This is a genomic window from Coprococcus sp. RTP21428st1_C9_RTP21428_210409 (genome assembly GCF_040227395.1).
GTDB classification, from domain to species: domain Bacteria; phylum Bacillota; class Clostridia; order Lachnospirales; family Lachnospiraceae; genus Coprococcus; species Coprococcus aceti.
In genome coordinates, this window is sequence record NZ_JBEHVV010000046.1 from 1 (window position 1) to 22318 (window position 22318).

Sequence of the window (22318 nt, forward strand, 5' to 3'; positions counted from 1 at the left end):
CTGTCGAGCCTGTGGAATCTGTACGCCTGCGGTGTGGTTGCTTTGACGAAATATCCTCCCGCCGGCAGTGAATATCCAAGCACTGCCTCAAGCTCACCATCCCATTCAATATATACTCCGAATTCTCCAGTCTGGGCATCATAATTCCTGAGGTCAAAATATGCCTTTCCCGTGACAAAAGGAAGCATCCTGGCTATTCTATTGTCAAATAGTGCCACACTCTCGCCGGCACCTCTATTTAAAGACGAATATATGAAACCCACACACAATCTCCATTCCCAAACTAGCCAAATTCTATATCCGACTATTTGCCTTATACTATGTATGGTACTCTATTTCTCCATATAATTCAATTTAATTTGAGGGATTTAACAGTCTTATTTTCCACTAATTTCCTAATTAAAATTACTTACCAAATGTAAGGACATAATATCTCTTATATCCCTGTTTATCATTTTTGAGAGCCACAAATACTGCAACGCCCATGGTCTTGTATGTAGTATTCAGCATATTGCTGTCATGTGCGGTCGACTTGGACCATGCTCTGAATACGAGATCTCCACCACTGAAACCACATGCAAGATTCTCTCCGTACAACTCGTACATGGAGTTGAGACACAGTGTTCCATTTGGTCTGTAATGGCTGTACTTGTTGCTTATCTCCTTTGCTCTTGTGGTAGCGGTCTCTGTCAGAGATGTTGACACCTTAAGGCTTGAAAGTCCATTTTCTGCACGATGCTGGTTGACCATCTTACTCAGTCTGTTTGCCGCGCCTATATCATAATATCCATATACTCTTGTCTTTCTACCCTTACCAAGATCGATAGTGTAATATCTCTTGACCGAGAGATCGTACTCTCTCTTATATACAACGCCTCTTCTGTTGACATATGCTATGTAGCCATCGGCTGTCTTATACTTTCCAGCCTTTACAACTCGCTTTGCAGCGCTGTTGAAATAGTAATTGGCATTTCCGATCTTCATTATGAGCTTCTTTGCAGGCTTCCACTTTCTGCCTGTAAACTTGTATGCCTTCTTGGTGCTGTTGTTATAGCTCATTGTGGCTACGCCTTTAGAGCCGAAATAATATCTGCTGCGGTAGACAGTCTTCCACATATTTTTCTTCTGCACCCATGTGTTCTTCGAGTAATCAAAGTCGTATACCTTCTTTGTACCCTTCTGATCTGTATATCTTGAGGTAACATATCCGCCGTCACATACGTAGTAAGCGGTACTTCCATTTACCTTCTTCCATCCTGATGATGTACGTCTGTTTCCATTTGCATCATAGAAGTAGTATCTGCTTCCGTTGAGCTTGTCGATCACATTTGAGACTCTCTTGTATGACTTGCTGCTTGATATGTATCTGTACAATATATTCGATGCCTGATCATACAGAATGGTACATGTGCCTGATCCATCAAAATACATCAGCTTTCTGCCTGTATTCTTCCACAGGTTCTTGTTCATATCCCAGCTCTTCTTTGAATCGTTAAATGAATACTTTCTGAAAATGCCTGATGCCTTGTAGATCCTCTCCTTTACATAGTGGGATCCACCGCCTGTTACAAATACCATATTGTCATAATTTATATGATACCAACCGCCCTTTGTGACCTTGTCACCATTTGAATTGAAATAATATGTTCTGCCATCGTTGAGAATAAGCATCTGGTTCTTCACCTGGACAAGCTTGCCGCTGCTCAGTGACTTTGCCTTCTTGCTGCTATTATCGTATATCTTTTCACACAGTCCGGAATTGTTCAGATAATAGAGAACGTTATCCACTGTCTGCCACTCGTTCTTGCAGATCGTCCAGTCCTTTGAATCAGCGCTGAATCTGTATATCTTGATGGTATCGCCAGAACGTGTAAACTTCATAGCTGCCACGCCATTTTCATCTATAAGATATCTGGTGCCATCATCGGCATCTATCCAGCCTGCAGTTTTCTGCACTTCACCATTAACATAATATCTGAAGTAACCATCCTCATCCTGTATCACTCCACTCTGAACTACATCTGATGCTGTGGCCAGAACTGCCGTACCGTCAGCTCCCATCTCATCTGCCTGTGTCACCACATTTGTAGAAAAAATCACAATAGCCAATACAGCAATCGCCATAAGACTGCCTATAGCTTTTGCCGCCATCAGGCTCTTTTCTCTCTTTGCAATATTAGTCTTCATTGTAGACATCTTTACTGTCCTCCTTTTTATTAAGCATCAGTTTCCGCATGGAATCTGACGTTTGTGTGCATTCTGCTACGCTCGTAGTATACACGTGTTACATATTTTTTACAAGTATAACTTTTTTACAAGTTTTTTGTTACAAATGTGTTAAGCCGCCCCATCTTGGATTATTTGTCTACATATGGTAAAATAAATCCGCAAAATTCAAAAACAGACAACGAAAAATGTCTGCCAACGGCAGTACAGAGAAAGGATACATATATTATGGGAGCTATTGTTACATTAAAAAAGGGAGAGGGACGACTTCTGAAGTCCGGCGGAGCATGGATATTTGACAATGAGGTCGACACCATAGTCGGCAGCTTTGAGAACGGCGACATCGTCATAGTAAAGGACTTCGACGGTTATCCACTCGGCAAAGGATTCATAAATACCAACTCCAAGATCCTCATCCGCATGCTCACAAGACATGTGGACACCGAGATCGACGAGGCATTCTTCACAAAGAGACTTCAGGATGCATGGGATTACCGCAAGAAAACCGTCGACACCAGTAGCTGCCGTGTCGTATTTGGCGAGGCTGATTTTCTGCCGGGAATCGTCATTGACAAGTTTGAAAACGTGCTTGTTGTCGAATCACTGGCACTCGGCATCGACAAAGTTAAAAATTTGTTAATAAATATTTTAAAAAATATACTTAAAAATGATGGTATAATAATCGAGGGTGTTTATGAACGAAGCGATGCAAAAGTCAGAAAACACGAGGGGATGGATACCTATAAAGGGTTTATTGGTGACGAATTTAACACAAAGGTTCATATAAATGAAAATGGCGTTCGATATATTGTTGATGTGAAAGACGGTCAGAAGACCGGATTCTTTCTGGATCAGAAGTATAATCGTCTTGCTATTCAGAGAATATGTAAAGATGCAAAGGTTCTTGATTGCTTTACACACACAGGCTCCTTTGCTCTAAACGCAGGCATAGCCGGTGCTTCCAGCGTTTTGGGAGTAGACGCTTCAGAACTTGCTATTGCCCAGGCCAGAGAAAATGCAGCGCTCAACGGATTGGAGAGCACTGTCTCTTTTGAGTGCAGAGATGTATTTGATCTTCTTCCTGAACTGGAATCAAAAGGCGAACAGTTTGACGTTGTCATACTTGACCCGCCGGCATTCACAAAATCAAGAAATTCAATAAAGAACGCAGTCAAAGGCTATCGCGAGATTAATCTGCGTGCTATGAAACTCGTAAGGGATGGTGGATTCCTTGCAACTTGTTCATGTTCACATTTTATGGATTTCGAGTTATTTACCAAGACCATAAAACAGGCCGCCATGAATTCACATGTAAGACTTCGCCAGGTAGAGTTCCGCACACAGGCTCCTGATCACCCAATATTATGGGCTGCAGATGAATCTTATTATCTGAAGTTCTACATATTCCAAGTAATAAAGGAGAGATGACACAATGCAACTAATTCAGAGAAATAAGGATTCAGCATATTTGCAATACGACAAGTATGTAAATTATGACAATCCTATCGTCGCTGCAAAGGCAAAGGAACTTGCTGCAGATTGCAAGAGCAGTGATGAGATCATACAGGCATGTTACTATTTTGTCCGGGATAGGATTTCTCACACATATGACAGCAACTTTTCAGTAATAACTATCAGCGCTTCCGATGTACTGGAAGCCAGCACGGGCATCAGCTATTCAAAGGCCAATTTGCTGGCAGCACTGCTTCGTGCCAACAACTTATATACAGGATTCTGCTATATCCGTATCAAGCACAAGGGCGGACTTATGGCTATGCATGCACTTAATGCGGTATATCACCCGGATCTCAAGAAGTGGATACGTCTTGATGCCCGTGGCAATAAATACGGCGGTTTCAACGCCGATTACACACATAATGAAACTCAGATGGGACATGTGATTGATTCAGCAGCCGGAGAGTATGAGTTCAACGACCTCATCGCCGTGCCGCTTCCATCAACCATGAGGGTTCTCGAACAGAGTACCAACTTCTACAAGATGTACTTTAACGATATGCCAGATTATGACGCTTAAAAAATATTACCAGCGGATGACCGCTGGTAATATTTTTCTATACTATATGAATAAGAGGGGAACCGATCCATGTCAAAGACAAAATCCAAAACCATATTAAGAATATCCTTTAACTCACCTGTGGTACTTACATTTGCACTCATTTGTCTGGGAGCTTATCTCCTGAATATCCTCACAGGCGGCAAAAGTAACTTTCTTCTATTTGAAGTATACAGAGCCCCTCTCACCGATCCTTTAACCTACGTCCGCATGTTTGCCCATGTATTTGGTCACGCAAGCTGGAGTCACCTTATCAACAACATGACGCTGCTGCTTGTGATCGGCCCACTACTTGAGGAAAAATACGGCTCAAAGGATCTGCTCATCGTAACCAGCACCACCGCACTGGTGACAGGAATCGTGCATTTCATATTCTTCCCTGGTACAGCATTGCTCGGCGCCAGCGGAGTGGTATTCGCATACATTCTTCTGTCTTCTTTTGCATGTATAAAGGACGGCTCCATACCGCTCACCTTCATACTTGTTGCAGTGCTTTATATCGGCGGACAGGTGGCTGACGGAGTGTTTGTGAAGGACAATGTGTCGAATCTCACCCACATTATCGGGGGGATCATCGGAGCGTTCTTCGGGTATATCTCAAATGTCAGGAGATGATATGACGAACGGACGGATGACATACTCTCCAGGGACAGAAATTGGGTCTCTATATATGTAATCACGCTCGACTTACCTCACTTTGCTTTGCTTATATCTGCACGCGGCTCCCGCTCGCTATAAGAGCGTTGCAAGCTCCGCCTTGGCAGTAAGCAGCAAAGTTCAGGCGTCTTCGCTACCGATTACATATATAGAGACCCAATTTTATATTCCCAGGGAGTATGGCATCCTGGTCTTGTTGGATATATACTTTTCAGATCATGTTCCTGACATATTTCGCTGAAAAATATATTTTATACACCACACTATATTATAGATATCGACTCTTACCTGTTTTTCTTTTATTCAGTTCCCCAGAGTGTCATCCCACAAAAATAATCATAGATATTTAATAAAATATATATCAACACAGACATCTATAAACTATAAGCTACCTTTCTATCTACAGATTCAGGATTTCCTCTGGGCTTTCTACTATGTTGTCGGCGCCGGCAGCTTCGAATTCTTCTCTGCTGCCGTAGCCGTAGAGGACTCCTATGGTCTGGAGGCCGCAGGCTTTGCCACCTTCTATGTCGTAGCGTCTGTCGCCTATCATCACAACCTGGTTTGATTTTATCATATCTTCTGTCAGTCCGTGATCTTTCTTGAGGCTTTCAAGGACCTGGGATATGATGTGCTTCTTGTCTGATCCTGTTCCGTCGGGATTACTTCCAACTACAACGTCAAAATATTTTCCCACACCGAACTTCTCAAGGATACGGAGTGTCGGCTCTGTCGGCTTGCTGGTTGCAACTGAGAGTATGCAGCCCTTCTCCTTAAGGGCACGCAGGGTGTCTGCCACTCCGTCGTACACCTCAGCCTCGAAGAGACCTACCACGTTGTATCTCTCTCTGTACTTCGCAACCATCTCTTTCGCTTTTGCGTCGTCCATGCCGAATTCCCTCACGAAAGAATCATAAAGCGATGGTCCTATAAAGCTTCTGAATACACTGTATTCAGGATATGGAATTCCAGCCCAGTCCAGAGCGTATTTTATACAGTTGAATATTCCTTCCTCAGACTTGGTGATGGTTCCATCAAGATCAAATAATAAATATTTGTACATATACCGTCTTCCTCCTTGCGAAAAAAATGGGTCAGGCACACCAAAAAAGCGCTTACCGAAATGCCCCGCAAATTCTATGAATCTGTGGGGCATTTGTAGTATTTATATATTGAAACTACCCATGAATATTACATGATATCAACATCTGCTGAGTAATCCACACCGTCGATCTTGAAACCGAACATGTTGTAGAAATCCTCCCAATATCCATCGATGTCTGCTATATCCTTGACATTGTCATTGTTGACTGTATCCCAGTGCTCAGCAACAACTTCCTGAACATCATCTCTCATCTCCCAGTCGTCCATACGGATGAATCCGTTGTCGTCCACCTGGGTGTCATCCAGGATCTTATCCATGAACAGTCTCTGCATCTGCTCTATGCATCCCTCGTGGAGTCCCTTCTCTTTCATAACTTTGTAGAGAAGTGTGATATACAGAGGTACGATAGGGATAGCTGCACTTGACTGTGTGACAAGAGCCTTGTTGATGGCTATCTTCGCCTTTATGTTAGGGAACTTTTCATTTATAATGTCTGCTGACTTGTACAGATCCTTCTTTGCCTGTCCGATCGATCCCTCAGCGTAGATAGGGAATGTGATCTTTGGTCCTATGTATGAGTATGCAACTGTGATCACGTTATCTGCCAGAACTCCGGCATCTGAGAGTGCCTGCATCCAGTCGATCCAGTCCTCACCGCCCATTACCTTGATGGTGGCATTGATCTCGTCATCATTTGCCGCTGTTATATGTGCATCTGTGATGGTGTTGTCCTTGAGTACAAGTGTCTTGTTGGTGTACTCCTCACCAACCGTCTTGAGTACTGATGTGTACTTTGTTCCATCTGGAGTTGTTCTTCTAGGCGCTGCCAGGCTGTATACGATCATGTCTATCTTGCCCATGTCTGCCTTGATGGTCTCGATGACCTGCTCCTTGATCTCGACTGAGAACGCGTCGCCATTGATGGACTTTGCATAGAGTCCGGCCTTGTGAGCCTCCTCCTCAAATGCTCTGTTGTTGTAGAAGCCAGCGGTTGCTGTACGCCGTCCATTTGACTCCTTCTCAAACATAACGCCGAGGGTATCTGCGCCATAGCCAAATGCAACTGCGATACGTGATGCAAGTCCGTATCCTGTTGACGCTCCGATCACCAGAACCTTCTTAGGTGCGTTATCGCTCTTAACTGTTCCCTTTGACTTGACATACTCGATCTGATTCTTTACATTCTGTGCGCATCCCACCGGGTGAGCTGTTGTACAAATAAAATCTTTAACTCTTGGTTCAACTACCATTTTCAATTCTCCTTATAAAACATAATATATTTAGTGCTCTTTGTTGGCAAACTTCGTGTATTCCTGCAGCCATACCAGATCCACAGATCCGGTGGCACCTTTTCTCTGTTTAGCTATGATTATCTCCGAGATACCCTTCTTGTCGGTATCAGGATTGTAATAATCATCTCTGTATATGAACATAACCACATCGGCATCCTGCTCGATAGATCCCGACTCTCGGAGATCCGCAAGCACAGGCTTGTGATCCGGTCTCTTATCAACCTCTCGGTTAAGCTGTGACAGCGCTATGATAGGCACATCCAGCTCCCTGGCAAGCATCTTCAACGATCTCGACATATCAGATACGAACTGCTGTCGCGACTCAACTCGTCCCGTCGTGCTCATAAGCTGCAGGTAGTCGATGATGATGAGTCCAAGATTGTTCTTGCTCTTGAGCTGTCTGCATTTTGATCTCAGCTCGGATATGGTGAGTGCTGAACTATCCTCTATGTACAGCGGTGCGGCAGCTATACTCTCCGCACTGGCAAGCACCTGATCCCAGTCGTCCTCAGCCAACTGTCCCGTCTGTACCTTCTGGGAATCAACCAGGGAATCCATGGCTATCATACGCGTTACAAGCTGCTCCTTGCTCATCTCCAGGTTGAATATCGCAGTGGCAATTCCCTTGCGCACGGCAACATGGTGGGCAATATTAAGGACAAATGCCGTCTTACCCATGGCAGGTCTAGCAGCCACCAGTATAAACTCCGATCCATGGAGACCGGTGAGCATATTGTCCAGATCTATGAATCCCGTAGGGATACCTGTTACTCTTGTGTTCTTTCTGGAAGCCTCCTCTATCTGCTCGATAACGTTCATGACGATCCTGTCGATCCCCACAAATTTGCTGGAGCCGTTCCTCTCCTTTATCAGATTGAACACACCACTCTCGGCCTGTTCAAGGAGCTGTTCAACTCCCTCCGAATCAAGATAACAGTCCTTCTCCACTTCCTCGCACAGCTTTATCATCTTCCTGAGTATGGATTTGTCCGCCACGATCTCGGCATAATGCTTGGCATTCACCGATGTCGGAACCGTCTCCAATATCTCCGCTATGGATTTGGTGCTTATGACCTCATCAGGTACATTGTTCTCCTCAAGCTTGTTCTTCAGGGTTACCAGATCGACCGCCTTACCCTCCTTGAACAGTTCTACCATATTCTCGAACAATATTCCGTACTGACCATAGTAGAAATCCTCCTTGGTCAGCATATCGGACGCCTCTACTATGGCGTCTCTGTCCATGAGCATGGAACCTATAACAGACTTCTCGGCATCCAGATTGTAGGGAAGCTTTTTTCTTGCAAATGCATCTTCCATATTTTATCTATACTCCTTATGCTTCCTCGACCTTTACAGCAAGCTCTGCCTGAACCTCAGGGTGAAGCTTGACCTTCACTGAAAAGCTTCCTAACGCCTTGATGGAGTCCTTCATAACGATCTTCTTCTTGTCTATATCCTTACCGAGCTGGCTCTTGATGGCATCTGAGATCTCCTTTGTGGATACTGAGCCAAATGTTCTTCCGCCCTCTCCAACCTTGATCTTAACAGTTACTGAAGCCTTCTCAAGCTCTGCCGCAAGTGCCTTGGCATCAGCAAGATTCTCTGCTGCCACCTTCTCCTCATGAGCCTTGCGGAGCTTGAAATCATTCATATTCTTTGGAGTTGCCTCCATGCCGAGCTTCTTAGGAATGATGAAATTTCTTGCGTAGCCCTCATTTACCTCTACCATTGCGCCTTTCTTTCCAAGGCTTTTAACATCCTGTAATAATATGACCTTCATATCCTAAATATCTCCTTCCTTATACATCTCATTCAGGAGCCCAACAAGCTCCTTCTTTATATCCTCTGCTTTCGCATTTTCAAACTGAGCTGCCGCGATATTTGCATGACCGCCGCCACCCATTCTCTCCATGATTATCTGGACATTGACATCGTCAATGGCTCTTGCACTTATCTTGACATCCGCACCCATCTGCGCTATTACAAATGAAGCTCTGACACCTGCGATGTTCAGCATCTCATTTGCAATCTTGGCGGTGAGTACCACCGGCGACTCAGGGCCATCCCCAGGTGTAATGATTGATATGGCAAATGCATCAAGCACCATCTCTGCGTGGCTGACACCCTCCGCCTTCTGTCTGTAGGTCTCTATGTCAGTTCTGAACATCTTCCTTACTCGCATGACATCCGCACCGCTTCTCTTCAGGAACGCGGCTGCCTCAAAGGTTCTGACACCGGTCTTGCTCAGGAAGTTGTCGGTGTCAATGAGTATTCCGGCATACATGGCGTCCGCCTCTGTAGGCCTGAGCTTTATCTTCTCATCCATGTACTGGAGCATCTCTGCGATCATCTCACATGCAGATGACGCAAATGGCTCTATATACGACAGTGTCGCATTTGCAATGACATCCTTTGTCTGCCTGTGGTGATCGAACACCACTATGCTCTTCGCATATGCCAGCAGTTCCTCACACTCCGTGAGCGTAGGATTATTCACATCCGTCACAACTACGACCGTGTCGTCATCGACCAGACTGAGCGCCTGATCGTTGTTGATTATCATATCTGCCGGGTAGGAATTGCTCGAAGTGAAATTGCCGTATATCGGACTTATGGCCGATGACACCTCATTTACAACTATATGCGCCGTCTTGCCCAGCGCAGTCACCATCTTGTATATTCCTATACCTGAACCAAAAGCATCCATATCCGGATTCTTGTGGGCCATGATTATAACCTTCTCTTTGGTCTCAAGAAGCTCCTTGAACGCAAGAGTCTTAACCCTCGCCTTAACTCTCGTGGACTTCTCCGTTCCCTGACTCTTACCGCCAAAGTAGGTGATCCTGTCGGCGGACTTGATAACCGCCTGATCGCCGCCTCGGCCCAGAGCAAGCTCCATGGCAGAACGCGCTGCCTCAAAGTTTTCTATAAAGCTCTTGTAATCAGTACCAAGACTTATACTGAGTGTAAGCGGAAGATCATTTCCGATATTTATAGCCTTGACCTCATCGAGCAGGGCAAATTTGTTCTCCTTGAGCTGATCCAGATACTTCTGTGGCATCACGAACATGTACTTGTCCTTCTCAAGGCTCTTGACTATGGCGTCGACATTTGCCATGTATTTGTTAATCTTTCTGTCGACCAGGGCAACAAGAAGAGAGTGTCGTACTTCCTCAAGCGACTCAAATATCTCATCGTAGTTATCAATATATATGAGACCCGCAACCAGCTTCTGGTCATGGTTCTCCTGAGCGAGCTGATTCACCACTGTCACATCAAACATGTAGAACGCAAGGAAGGTGTCCGTCTTGCCGTGGTGTCTTGAACCACCGTGCGAAGACTTCGTCTCTTTCTTCTGCTCATCAGCCCCATCTCCGTCTGTGCCGGCCTCACCCGGCTGGGCATCCGTCTCTTCCATAGCAGGCTCAACCTTATTCACCTGTACACGTCTGATCTCATAACGGTATTCTCTTCCGTTAAATGCTATCTCTCCCTCGGTGACATCCTCCTGATAAGGAAGACTCTCCTCGGTAACCTCCTCAAATACCTGAACTATATTCAGCTTCATGAGCTTTCTCTTACTGGTCTCCGTTATACCTGAGAACTCGTCGTTCACCCACACAACTTTTCCATCCTCGTCAAGCAATGCGTACGGAACCGGAAACTCCTTTATGAGCTCCTTCTGCATCTTGCCGTGCTCCATGGCAAATTCCACATATCTGTCGCGGGACAAAGCATTCATCCTCAGGAAAACAACAATGCTCACCGCTCCGTATACTGCCGTAAAAATGGTGGCTATAACGCCGGCTCCTATTCCGACAAAATACATGAACACTGTCATCAGACAGAACATTCCTATCAGATACAATGGAACCTGTCTATATCGGTTGTACAGCCCCTCTACATCTCTCTTTTCATTCATATGTCACTGCCCTTCTTATCCTTCCATTCACAATGCAAATGATCAGGCTCAATTCTGAGCCTATACACTTCATAAGTATAACATTGTGCGATTCTGATTACAAGAAATATAGAATTGCAAAAAAATGCAGGTGTGGCAAAACACACCTGCATCTCTTATATATTAATCTGTAAAGATCTATTAACCGTTGATTCTTGCAAGAAGCTCCTTGCCAAGCTCCTCGTTGCCCGGCTTGCCGAGAAGAGCGAACATGTTCTTCTTGTAGCTCTCAACACCTGGCTGATTGAATGGATTTACACCAAGTGTGTATCCACTCACACCACATGCAAACTCAAATGTGTAGAATAGCTCACCGAGAGTGAACTCATCAATCTTATCGATGTTGATCTGGATGATAGGAATTCCACCATCTGCGTGTGCAAGGATAGTTCCGTTCATAGCACTCTTGTTGGCGAAATCAACTGTCTTGCCTGCAAGATAGTTAAGTCCGTCAAGATCTGAGTCCTCAGCCTCCATAACGATCTCACATGTTGGATTAACAACATTGATCACTGTCTCAAAGTGGTTCTGTGAACCCTGCTGGATGAACTGTCCAAGTGAATGAAGGTCTGTTGTAAAGTCTGTGGCTGTTGGGAAGAGTCCCTTGCCATCCTTACCCTCGCTCTCGCCGTAGAGCTGCTTCCACCACTCTGATACATAGTGAAGTGCCGGCTCAAAGTTAGCAAGGATCTCGATTGACTTACCCTTGTTGTACAGTACATTTCTTACTGCTGCGTACTTCATAGCATCTGAATCGTCGAAGTCCTGTGCAAGACAATCCTTTCTTGCTGAAGCTGCGCCTTCCATAAGCTTATCTATATCAGCACCGCTTACTGCTATTGGCAGAAGACCAACTGCTGTGAGAACTGAGAAACGTCCTCCTACATCATCAGGAACTACAAATGTCTCATAGCCTTCCTCTGTTGCAAGTGTCTTGAGAGCTCCCTTTGCCTTGTCCGTTGTGGCGTAGATTCTCTTTGCTGCGCCCTCCTTGCCATACTTCTCAACAAGCTTCTTCTTGAAGATTCTTGAAGCGATACCAGGCTCTGTTGTTGTACCCGACTTGGAGATGATGTTGATAGAGAAATCTCTGTCACCGATCACCTGAAGCAGATGAGCCATGTATGTGCTGCTGATATTTGATCCTGCATAGTAGATCTCAGGAGTCTTACGGATTGACTTGTCAACTGAATTATAAAAGCTGTGTCTTAAAGCTTCGATGGCTGCTCTTGCACCCAGGTAAGAACCACCGATACCGATTACTACAAGCACGTCTGAATCTGCCTGGATCTTAGCTGCTGCCTTCTTGATTCTCGCAAACTCTTCCTTGTCATAGTCTACTGGAAGGTCGATCCATCCAAGGAAATCATTTCCCTCACCGGTCTTGTTTACAAGTGTTGCCTTTGCAGCTACTACCTGATCCTTGATTGCTGCGATATCAGCGTCTGTAGCCATGGCTTTTGCATTCTTAAAATCGAAACTTACTGTCTGTGCCATTTGTTTTCTCTCCTTACTTGTATTAAATTTTTCACATTGAATCAATTTTAGCAAATAGGTATACCATAATCAACTATTAATCTCAAAAAACTCCCCCAAAGCCACAACCGGTTTGGAGGAGTTTTCAATTATAACCATGTCTAAAGCACTACTTAACCGTCACTTTGATCTTTGCACAAACACCATTTTCAGACATTACATAAACCGTACATGTGCCCTTACGCACTGCCTTTATAACTCCTGCAGATGAAACAGTTGCCACCTTTGCATTGGATGTTATGAACCTTTCCTTCTTCGTAAGATGGTTTAACGCCTTCTTCTTTGGATTCTCAAGCTTAACCTTCTTGGTGATCTTAAATGTTTTACCTTTTGCAAGGTTAACCTTGGTCTTGTTCACAGTAACTTTCAGGACATTTGTCTTTGATGCTTGGGGCATTGCAACATGGACTGTATTTGTCCTGCCGAGATATACCTTCTTGCCACCCGACATCTTGTATGCGACTGTAAAATACTTGTATTCTCTCTTATTATTGAGGTTCTTATCGGCATATTTCTGGGACTTCGGTACATTAGCAAGCTTATTGAAGTTGTTCTTTCCATTACAATATGACCAGTATACATCATATCCTGTTGCACCTTTGACCTTATCCCATGTCAGATCTATTCTTGTTCCTGTTCCCTTTCCTTTCATAAGGAAGAACGGAAGTGTCTTCTTATAGAGTTCTGTTCCACTAGGTTCAACATTTGGAGATTTCTTTATAACAAGACGGCCAATGGCAAATGTTATATTGTAGTTTGGATTTGCACCCTTCTTCTGGCTTGCTGTGATCGTGTATGTTCCGGACTTCTCACCAGCAGCTCTCTTGAGAACAATTCCTGTAAGCTTATCCTTGCCAACAAGTCCCTCCGCTGTAAATGTAAACTTCGGATCCGCCTTGCCTTCATACTTAGATGCGTCATTTGCAGTTAATCTGATGGCTTTTTTGTTTACCGTGATCGCAACCTTTGTAGCTGCTGCCTTATAGTTCTGATTTGCCGCAACGGATACTGTCACAACCGCCTTGCCTGCACCAACTATAGTTACCTTGCCTGTGCCATCCACCTTGACAACCTTTGTATTGCTGCTTGTAAATGTTTTCTTGTCATTTCTACTACACTTCACATTGAGGGCAAACTTTGCACCTCCATATGTCTTAGCTCCAACCTTTTCTACAGTAAGAGTTGTTCCCGCAGGAGTGATATCTGCCTTTGCTGTCTGCTGCTGGGCATCTTCTGTAAGTACATAGTTTGAAGCGGTCTTTCCGCTGATCTTTATATCTGTGATGCTTACAGTTTTGCCTGTTCCCACATCTGCACTGTCAAATGTTCCTGTAGCTGTAACTGCAATCACATCTGCGCTGACCTTACCATTCAGAACAACGCCTGAATAGTCAAGCTTTGCCTCTGTCTGTCCATCGTAAGCCTTTGATGTAGCTTTGATTCCCGATACAGCAAGTGGTCTTCTGTTGATGGTGATAGTTGCATGTCCGGATATCGTGTCATATCCCCTTGCTGCAACCTTATAATATACAGTGTATGGTTCATCTGAAGCCTGACTGTACTTCGGACTTACAGTCTTATCGCATGCATCCTCAGAAGTTCCATACGTCACAACCGCATCCTCTGGAATATCACCTGTAACTGTTATTCCATATGCCTTGCCGTCATATGTCTTTACAATATCTGCCGCTGTTATGTCTGTCGGAGCTTCTCTCTTTGCAACTGTGAACTGAACCGGTTGTGTTACATACTCATTGTAATTGGTTGTAGCACAAACCTTGGCATACATATAATATGTGCCCGGATCTGCCGATCTGGAGTTCTCCCACAATGTTCCATCCGTGTTGCTGTTCTCTGTTGTGTAGTAATACTCTATAACAGGATCCTCTTGTGCTCCTGTAACCTCTGGAGCCTCTACACTGTCGCCAAATGTGTAATTGCATACATCAAATTCAATATTCTGGTCAAGTCTCTGTATTTCAAATTCTGCATATGCCGTAACATCAGCTATCTTCACAACAAACTTATAAGTACCTGCATTTACCGGCGCATTCTCATTTTCCGGATAATCGGTGTCACCTGTTCCCTCATAATATGTAACAGCTGCATCTCCGGTCTTCTCTGTTATCCAGTTATTAACAACTGCACCTGCATATTCTGTGCCGTCATACGCTCTGCTTTCTGCTGTCACAGTACAGCTGACCGCCTCGTTTCTGCCCTGATATGCGCAGTGTGCCGGATTCTCAGTTTCATTGCAATATGCAATTATCTTGTTACTGTGGCCTTCTTTTATCTCATACGTCCAGTCATGATAATGAACCATATCCCATGACTTGTTCTGAAGCATGTAATTGGCTGCATTTCCCGTAGTTGCAAGCCCAAATCTGTATGTAGTTACAACCGTCTCTATTCCAGATGTAACGTCCCACAGTACTACAGTATAATCCTCGTCATATACAAGTTCATCTCCATCCAGCAATCCTGAGAACTGGATTCCCTGTATATATGCATTTTCATCAACAATTACCTTATCCGCTGTGATCGTTTTCTTTTCGATAGTCACAGTCACATCGCCAAATACCGGTGAACACTCATCTGCTGTAACAAGGTAATACACCTTATATGTTCCGGCATTTTTAAGTTCTGGAACCGTCTGTGTGTACGGCTCATCTGCTGCCAATGAATAACTGATAGAAGCTCCATCCAGGCCATCTGCAATTGTAACAGATGGGCTATGTATCAATCCATCGTAAGTGCAGGTTGTATCTTCCGCAGTTACTCCGGCGATCAGATCACGTGAGACTGCCTTGGCATCTGACCACAATGAAGCTGGTTTTGTCGTATTAGCCACGTATCTTGTGCGAACATATACCCTCTGATTCTCTTCAAGTCCTGAGATAACATAATTATCTGACACATTCAGATCATCGAGAACTGTCCATGTCGCTCCATCCATCGAATACTGATACTGCTGTCCGCCAAGCGGGCTTACTGTCACAGAATCGCCAGTCACGCTTACTATCTCAATGCCTTCGCCGTCTGCAGCACTTTCCATATCAGCTGGTGTTGGATTCTGTATGTCTGCAAGAGTCTTCGGTGCAGATGGCGCCTCCGGTCTTGCTGCAACAGTTATATCAGCAGGTGTATCCTGACTGTCCTTCTTGCTGATACTTATATTTTTACCAAACAAACTATATGATACGTCGTTATCATCTGTTCCCTCAAGAGCTATATCACCATACATATCACTCACAATTTCATATGACTCGCCATCGACAGTGATGATATATGAAGTATCGCCATCAAGATCTGTCAGATTTTCTGTTATATAATCAACCTGTCCTGTAACTGCTCCTACATCAGCCACCGCTCCAACGCTGAATTTGAAACCTATATGTCCGCCATCTTCAACATTTGTCCATGACATTGTCAATCCCGAATCTATTCCTTCAACCAGGGATGCAGCATTCTGACCATTTATTTCAGCAGTTTCCTTTATGTAGCTTGATGAACCTGTATTGTACTCAAATATTCTTCTGGAATCATAGTCCCCGATCCAGTAATAACTTGCCTGTGTTATAGGGGCAAGAACAAATGATGGAGTATCATCTGCCGCATCCGCCGCTTTAGCAACTCCCATCATCGCTATCTGCTGTAATTCACCATTCTTGACAGTGGCAGCAAGCACCGCTTCATCTGCACTGTCAGAGCTTGTAATACTATTTCCAATGTTCGCATCCGCTCCTATTGCAAATGAATGCTGTCCCTCACCAAGTTCAGCATCAAAAATCAGATCGTGAGTATTCATAGGATCAAACGACAATCTTAGAGCTGCAAGCGAAGCCACAGATACTTGTGATGTAGCCGTTTCTGCTGAAGGCTCTGAATCGCTTCTGCTGTACAATCTCCATACTTTGTCGTAGCTTGTTCCAAGCATATAGTTCTTTCCGTCCTTGGTATACAAGCCAACAATATCAACCCCTTTGTCATTGGCCATGTAAGCCATAACTCCATTGCTTATATACCAGCAAGTATTTGGCTTTGTCCACGTATTTCCATTGTCACTGGTAGGGATAACTGCCTTTACCGCTCTGCTGGCTGTACCATCCACCACGCACCTGTACCAGTATCCATGAGTCGGGGTGAACGTATATGTACTTCCATTTGCACCTTCAATATCTGTAAATGGTCCACGCTTACTGGTTGCGCTCTGCCACTGATATGTTGCAGCTTCCCCTGTCACGTCCATAACGAGAGTGATTGAACTATTCGTCATATTCTTGCCATATGGATATCCATTGTTCATGAATACAACTTCTTCCTCCGAAGGATCTGTATTGCCTCCGCCTGAAAAGCCACCGATCTGAAATGTTATTTCATTGCCGCTGGCGTCCACGATCTTGCCAGCATTCAGATCAATACTTCCTATGTAAATATCAGGGAATACATAACCATTATAATATGTCCACGTATACAGATAATACACACCGGTGGTACCCATATCTATTCCCTCTCCGGAAATGGTATCCGTTCTGTCATATGTACCTGAACTCCTTGAGAACGAGTTCTCTGTTATCCAGCCTTTAAATCCGCAGCCTTCAGGTGACTCGGCACTCGCCCATCCACTGTACCTATGGCTGCTCAGATAATCACCAAAGTTTGTGAGATCTCCAGTCGTGAACTTCTCAGACTGAATGCCAAGCTTGCAGCTCGCGCTGGCATAACCGCTGGTTGTCCACCCCCACTTGAGACCTCTCATATGTCCATCTGTGCTTATATCCACGTCTGTTACCTTGATATTCTCCATAGCCGCTGCGTAGGCAGTATTCTTACCACCTATCGAAATCAAACACGTTATGACCATGAAAGCTGTCATGAGCCATGCCATAACTTTTCTGCATAGAATTCTTTCTTTCATACACTTCCCTCTCTTTCTCAATAAAACCTCTTTTTCGTGTGTCCGTTAATGTTTTCTCTCTGCAACCACTACCTCCTGTTAATTCTTGACTCTTTCCCTTTAACAATTTATGATAATTATAATTCGTACATCAATGTTCAAGTCAACAATATTTTTGCGGTATTTATGCAATATTTACAATTTTTTTTGTCTATTTTTAAGGGGAGAGGAATCATATGAATCACGCAAATAAAAATCTATATCAAATTGGCGAAGTCACCAAAATGCTTGGAGTGACAAGAAGAATGCTGTTAAACTACGAAGACCTGGGGCTTCTGACACCCGCATACAAAAATGAGAGTAGCGGTTTCCGCTACTACTCTGCCGATAACATCGTACATATACGAATTATAAAAGTTCTTCAGGGACTAGGATTATCGCTATCCGAGATTAACAAGTACTTCAATAATACCGAAAAGCTTGAGGATGTCATTGAACGTATGACTACGCTCCGTTCCCAGCTGGATCTGTGCATAGCCCAGCTTCAGCTGCGTCAGTCCCAGACATCAGAACCGGAGATCCGTTTTATCACTCTTCCCTCATTCACTGCATTTTGTCAGGAGTTCAAAGACTCTGATCTGGCCAGAAAAACTGAAGATCTGCGCAAGACCTTTATCGAGGCAACAAAAAAATATCAACTGGACACCACAGGCAAAATGTGTACAGAGGTTTTTGTCGAATCAACATCCGAAGGAAGATATGTCATACCTGTCGCAGCAAATCCTGACACCAATGACGAACACATAAAAAAACTTCCACAGACTGCAGCTATCTGTATATACCACCGTGGTCCATATGAAAATTTCGACACTGTCCAGAAGAAACTATTGGACTATGCAAAAGAAAACAATCTTGCTACTTGTGGTTATTTTCGCAATTCATTTATGGAGGGTCCTCCAACCCACGGAGCAAATAAAGATGCTTATATCACACAGATCGCACTGCCAATACACAAAAGCTCTCCGTTCGGATCGGCATGATCCGCACAGAGAGCTTCTGTTTCTGATACTACTATTCAATTTTCATCTCATTCAAAGACCTGAACTCATATCCCTCCTTCTCCAGGTTTGTGAGAACCGTATCAAGTGCCTGCGCATTGGACGACGACACATTGTGTATGAGAGGAATGGCTCCCGGATGATGATATTTCGCAAAATGATCAATGACATAGTCCGTCCCCGGCTGATTGTTCACATCATAATCAAGGTAAGCCATACTCCAGAATATGGTCTTATACCCCATATCCTTAGCCAGCTGCAGAACCTGTTCACTGTACTCACCGCTCGGCGGTCTGAAATACATATCCATTTCATACCCAGTTTCATTCCTCATAAAGTCTGAGCACTCCTTTAACTCACTTTTCTGCTCCTCCACACTCTTCTCCGGCATGCACGGATGATGCACCGTGTGGTTTCCCACCTGATGTCCCTCCTCCTTCATCCTCTTTACTATATCCGGATTGTCCCTTATGTAAGTCATCGTCACGAAGAAGCAGCCCTTTGCATTGTGCTTTTTGAGCACATCCAGCATCTGCTCTGTATATCCGTTCTCGTACCCACAGTCAAATGTCAGATACATCACCTTTTCATTCTTCTCAGCACACACTCTGTCCACGTAGAACGCATCGTACTGCTCCAGCGGAAAGCTGTTGTCACAGCCACTCATTCCATGATTTTTGTCCCGCACTATGTACCATGAATATTTCTTTGTCGATATCTGGCTGTAATCCCTGAGTCTGGTCATATCCTCACCCTGACTCTCCCCGTCTGTGTCCGTGTTACTCTCCGCATCTTCCGTCTTGTCTCCCGATTTTTCTTTTCCTTCCGCATCACCTTCCCCATTCTTCGCACCGTCTGCCTGACACTCTGCGTCCCCCGGAGTCGCCACCATCTTGGACAGATCCTCCTTGTCATATATGGAGCATCCGCTGAGCACGGCTCCGATCACGCAGGCAGCATACAGTCCTGCTATCAAGTACAGCTTTCTCACTATCTACCATCCTGAATTTATTGGCTTCTGCAGGCAGCTTTCACCTGCATTTCATCTGCCACGCACCTGCTCATCAACACCCCTGCTATCCGTCCGCAAGCATTTTCTTCATTATTCCGTCAAGCAGAGCATCATAATCTGACTTATCACTCCGCTGTGCTTTCCGCGCAGGCTTCGCCTTTCTTTTTATCCTGTCATTTTCATCTGTCTCACTGCATGCTGCCATGGCCTCAACAGTATCCTGCTTCGTTGTCTGTTTCTCTTCTTCCTTTTTCAATCTGTTTGCCAGGCTGTTGCCCAGATAATTTCTGGCGCTGTCACGCAGAGTCCTCATATGCCATTCACAATTCCACTGGTTATGAGCAGCCACCAGCACTATGCAAGCTGCCAGTCCACACCCCAGCATCTTCAATGTCTCCACGCCATCGCCTACTACATAATATTGATACGCCGCTGCAAATATGCCTGTCCCAGCTGCGGCCACTCCCATATTTTTCACAAATCCATTCCACACATTTATCGGTATAAAACCTATCTTCAGCCTGTCTATGTACTTGTCCACAAATGCGGCAGTGTCATGTATGTTCACATCCAGCGATGTTATATCCTCATACCGCCTGCGCATCTCCATCAATTGTTTTTTCCGCGTCGTTCCCATGCGCTCAGCCGCCTTTGCCAGTCTTGCAAGATAACTGCTCATCACAGCCCGTCCTGTCAGCCCTATACACCCACACACTATCATCACATACATACACACATTCTGATTCAACAAAATTTCAAACATAGTTTTCCCTCTCTTTTCAATTATTCGATCATATCCTGTCAGGGCTTAACCCCACATCCGTTTGGCCGGTCCGGATGGTAGTATTATATGAGCGACATTCCGGGGTATACAATTATTTTCGCTCGACAAATGTTTGTCTTTTGCATGCTCTTTTGATATACTTCAAGATGAAAAAAGCAGGATACATACATCTTAGAATGTATCAGCGAATATTAAAATGATTGGTTAAGTACAATAGAAAAGAGGTATTGTTATGGTTTATAAGACTAAAGGAACCTGCTCTGTCGAGATCAACTTTGACGTCATCGATGGCAGGCTGCATGATGTAAAGTTCACCGGAGGATGCAATGGTAACCTCAAGGGTATCGGAGCTCTCGTAGAAGGCATGAAGCCAGAGGACGTCATCGCCAGACTCGAGGGCACAACCTGCGGTTTCAAGCCGACTTCATGCCCGGATCAACTGGCTCAGGCACTCAAGCAGTATCTGGCTTCAGCACAGTAACAGGAGGATTAACAATCATTATGAAGAGAATTATATTGACAGGCGGCGGTACAGCAGGTCATGTCACACCAAACATGGCACTTATGCCGGAGCTGAAGAAGCACGGATATGACATCCAGTACATCGGTTCATATGACGGCATGGAGAAAAAGCTTATAGAAGATATGGGCATCCCTTATCACGGCATAGCTTCAGGAAAGCTCAGAAGATACTTCTCAATGAAGAACTTCTCAGATCCGTTCAAGGTACTTAAAGGAATATCTGAAGCAAAGAAGCTCATGAAAGAGCTCAAGCCTGATGTAGTATTCTCAAAGGGAGGATTTGTCACAGTCCCTGTGGTATTTGCCGCACACTCAGCAGGTATCCCTGTGGTGATACACGAATCAGATATGACTCCCGGCCTTGCAAATAAGCTCGCCCTTCCAAAGGCGACAAAGGTATGCTGTAACTTCCCTGAGACAAAGGATCTCTTCCCTGAGGGCAAGGCAGTCGTAACCGGAACCCCTATCAGAGAGGAACTTTTCCGCGGCGATTCCGCATTTGCATATAACTACTGCGGTTTCACTGACAACAAGCCTGTTCTCCTTATCGTGGGCGGAAGTTCAGGAAGCGTCATAATCAACAACGCAATAAGAGACAATATCGACCGTCTTCTGGAGACCTTCAACGTCATCCACCTGTGCGGCAAGGACAATCTGGATGAATCCCTCAAGGATAAGAAGGGCTATGTTCAGTACGAATATGTAAAGAAGGAACTTGCAAGCATGCTTGCACTGTGCGATATCATCATCTCACGTGCAGGAGCCAATGCCATCTGTGAGCTTCTCGCACTCAGAAAACCGAACATCCTCATTCCTCTGTCAAAGGCTGCATCAAGAGGTGATCAGATTCTCAACGCCCAGTCATTTGAGAAGAGCGGATACAGCTATGTGATCCAGGAGGAAGAGCTGAACACAGATTCCCTGTTCGCCGGAATAAATGAAGTGTACAACAACAAAGAGAAATATATCCAGGCTATGGAGTCCAGCAACCTGACCGACTCAACGGGAATCATCATCAACATGATAGAGGATCTCGTAAACAGCCACGACTGATCTGCATAAGATCTGCAAAAGCAATTATAAAAAGGCAAAATAAAACTCCACACCGTCTAAATGATATGTACCCAGAATCCTGGACACATATTTATGAACTAGGCTGAACACATGGATGCTATCCTGTATTGTACAGGT

Annotated in this window: 17 protein-coding genes; 6 read left to right on the forward strand and 11 right to left on the reverse strand. The window is 44.6% G+C overall.

Annotated features, from left to right (window positions below; genetic code table 11):
* Both ABUA34_RS09580 and ABUA34_RS09585 read right to left on the reverse strand, forming a co-directional pair.
* On the reverse strand, positions 1–263 hold a 263-nt coding region (locus ABUA34_RS09580; RefSeq protein ID WP_349823217.1), incomplete at its 3' end, for a hypothetical protein.
* A 142-nt stretch (positions 264–405) separates the two neighbouring features.
* Positions 406–2196 (reverse strand): CAP domain-containing protein, encoded by a 1791-nt coding sequence (locus ABUA34_RS09585; RefSeq protein ID WP_055147340.1) that lies wholly within the window; start codon positions 2194–2196, stop codon positions 406–408.
* A 258-nt stretch (positions 2197–2454) separates the two neighbouring features.
* Here ABUA34_RS09585 and ABUA34_RS09590 point away from each other — a divergent pair, with 258 nt between their 5' ends.
* The 3 genes from ABUA34_RS09590 to ABUA34_RS09600 all read left to right on the forward strand — a co-directional run bounded on the left by ABUA34_RS09590 (position 2455) and on the right by ABUA34_RS09600 (position 4915).
* Positions 2455–3654: a class I SAM-dependent rRNA methyltransferase gene (locus ABUA34_RS09590; RefSeq protein WP_015534518.1), complete on the forward strand. Its 1200-nt coding sequence runs from the start codon at positions 2455–2457 to the stop codon at positions 3652–3654.
* Between the two features lie 4 nt (positions 3655–3658).
* Entirely contained in the window at positions 3659–4261 is a 603-nt protein-coding gene (locus ABUA34_RS09595) for a transglutaminase domain-containing protein (protein WP_015534517.1), read from the forward strand.
* A gap of 69 nt (positions 4262–4330) precedes the next feature.
* Entirely contained in the window at positions 4331–4915 is a 585-nt protein-coding gene (locus ABUA34_RS09600; RefSeq protein WP_349823218.1) for a rhomboid family intramembrane serine protease, read from the forward strand.
* A gap of 442 nt (positions 4916–5357) precedes the next feature.
* On the opposite strand, the gene ABUA34_RS09605 is transcribed toward ABUA34_RS09600, so the two are convergent.
* The 7 genes from ABUA34_RS09605 to ABUA34_RS09635 all read right to left on the reverse strand — a co-directional run bounded on the left by ABUA34_RS09605 (position 5358) and on the right by ABUA34_RS09635 (position 17772).
* Positions 5358–6020 carry an HAD hydrolase-like protein gene (locus ABUA34_RS09605; RefSeq protein ID WP_349823219.1) on the reverse strand — a complete coding sequence of 221 codons (663 nt, stop codon included), beginning with the start codon at positions 6018–6020 and terminating at the stop codon, positions 5358–5360.
* A 128-nt stretch (positions 6021–6148) separates the two neighbouring features.
* The gene (gene fabV / locus ABUA34_RS09610) at positions 6149–7312 is read right to left on the reverse strand and encodes an enoyl-ACP reductase FabV (RefSeq protein WP_015534514.1); all 1164 of its coding nucleotides are present in this window, start codon (positions 7310–7312) and stop codon (positions 6149–6151) included.
* 30 nt (positions 7313–7342) lie between these two features.
* On the reverse strand, positions 7343–8674 hold the full coding sequence (gene dnaB, locus ABUA34_RS09615) for a replicative DNA helicase (protein WP_015534513.1): 1332 nt from the start codon (positions 8672–8674) through the stop codon (positions 7343–7345).
* A gap of 16 nt (positions 8675–8690) precedes the next feature.
* Positions 8691–9137 (reverse strand): 50S ribosomal protein L9, encoded by a 447-nt coding sequence (gene rplI / locus ABUA34_RS09620; protein WP_015534512.1) that lies wholly within the window; start codon positions 9135–9137, stop codon positions 8691–8693.
* Positions 9138–9140: 3 nt separating this feature from the next.
* Entirely contained in the window at positions 9141–11279 is a 2139-nt protein-coding gene (locus ABUA34_RS09625) for a DHH family phosphoesterase (RefSeq protein ID WP_015534511.1), read from the reverse strand.
* 180 nt (positions 11280–11459) lie between these two features.
* Positions 11460–12815 carry a glucose-6-phosphate isomerase gene (locus ABUA34_RS09630; RefSeq protein ID WP_004852292.1) on the reverse strand — a complete coding sequence of 452 codons (1356 nt, stop codon included), beginning with the start codon at positions 12813–12815 and terminating at the stop codon, positions 11460–11462.
* Between the two features lie 148 nt (positions 12816–12963).
* On the reverse strand, positions 12964–17772 hold the full coding sequence (locus ABUA34_RS09635) for a YDG domain-containing protein (protein ID WP_349823220.1): 4809 nt from the start codon (positions 17770–17772) through the stop codon (positions 12964–12966).
* A gap of 215 nt (positions 17773–17987) precedes the next feature.
* On the opposite strand from ABUA34_RS09635, the gene ABUA34_RS09640 reads away from it, so the two are divergent.
* Entirely contained in the window at positions 17988–18791 is an 804-nt protein-coding gene (locus ABUA34_RS09640) for a MerR family transcriptional regulator (RefSeq protein WP_349823221.1), read from the forward strand.
* A gap of 31 nt (positions 18792–18822) precedes the next feature.
* Here the strand turns inward: ABUA34_RS09640 and ABUA34_RS09645 are convergent, their stop codons facing one another.
* Together ABUA34_RS09645 and ABUA34_RS09650 are read right to left on the reverse strand one after the other, a co-directional pair.
* A complete protein-coding gene (locus tag ABUA34_RS09645) occupies positions 18823–19800 on the reverse strand; it encodes a polysaccharide deacetylase family protein (protein ID WP_243106188.1) in 978 nt (325 codons plus the stop codon).
* An 85-nt stretch (positions 19801–19885) separates the two neighbouring features.
* On the reverse strand, positions 19886–20584 hold the full coding sequence (locus ABUA34_RS09650) for a hypothetical protein (RefSeq protein WP_022215999.1): 699 nt from the start codon (positions 20582–20584) through the stop codon (positions 19886–19888).
* A 253-nt stretch (positions 20585–20837) separates the two neighbouring features.
* Here ABUA34_RS09650 and ABUA34_RS09655 point away from each other — a divergent pair, with 253 nt between their 5' ends.
* Positions 20838–21086, forward strand: a complete 249-nt coding sequence (locus ABUA34_RS09655; protein WP_015534506.1) for a TIGR03905 family TSCPD domain-containing protein — start codon at positions 20838–20840, stop codon at positions 21084–21086.
* Between the two features lie 20 nt (positions 21087–21106).
* Complete coding sequence (murG, locus tag ABUA34_RS09660) at positions 21107–22180, forward strand: undecaprenyldiphospho-muramoylpentapeptide beta-N-acetylglucosaminyltransferase (RefSeq protein ID WP_015534505.1); 1074 nt, start codon at positions 21107–21109, stop codon at positions 22178–22180.
* Positions 22181–22318: the final 138 nt, after the last annotated feature.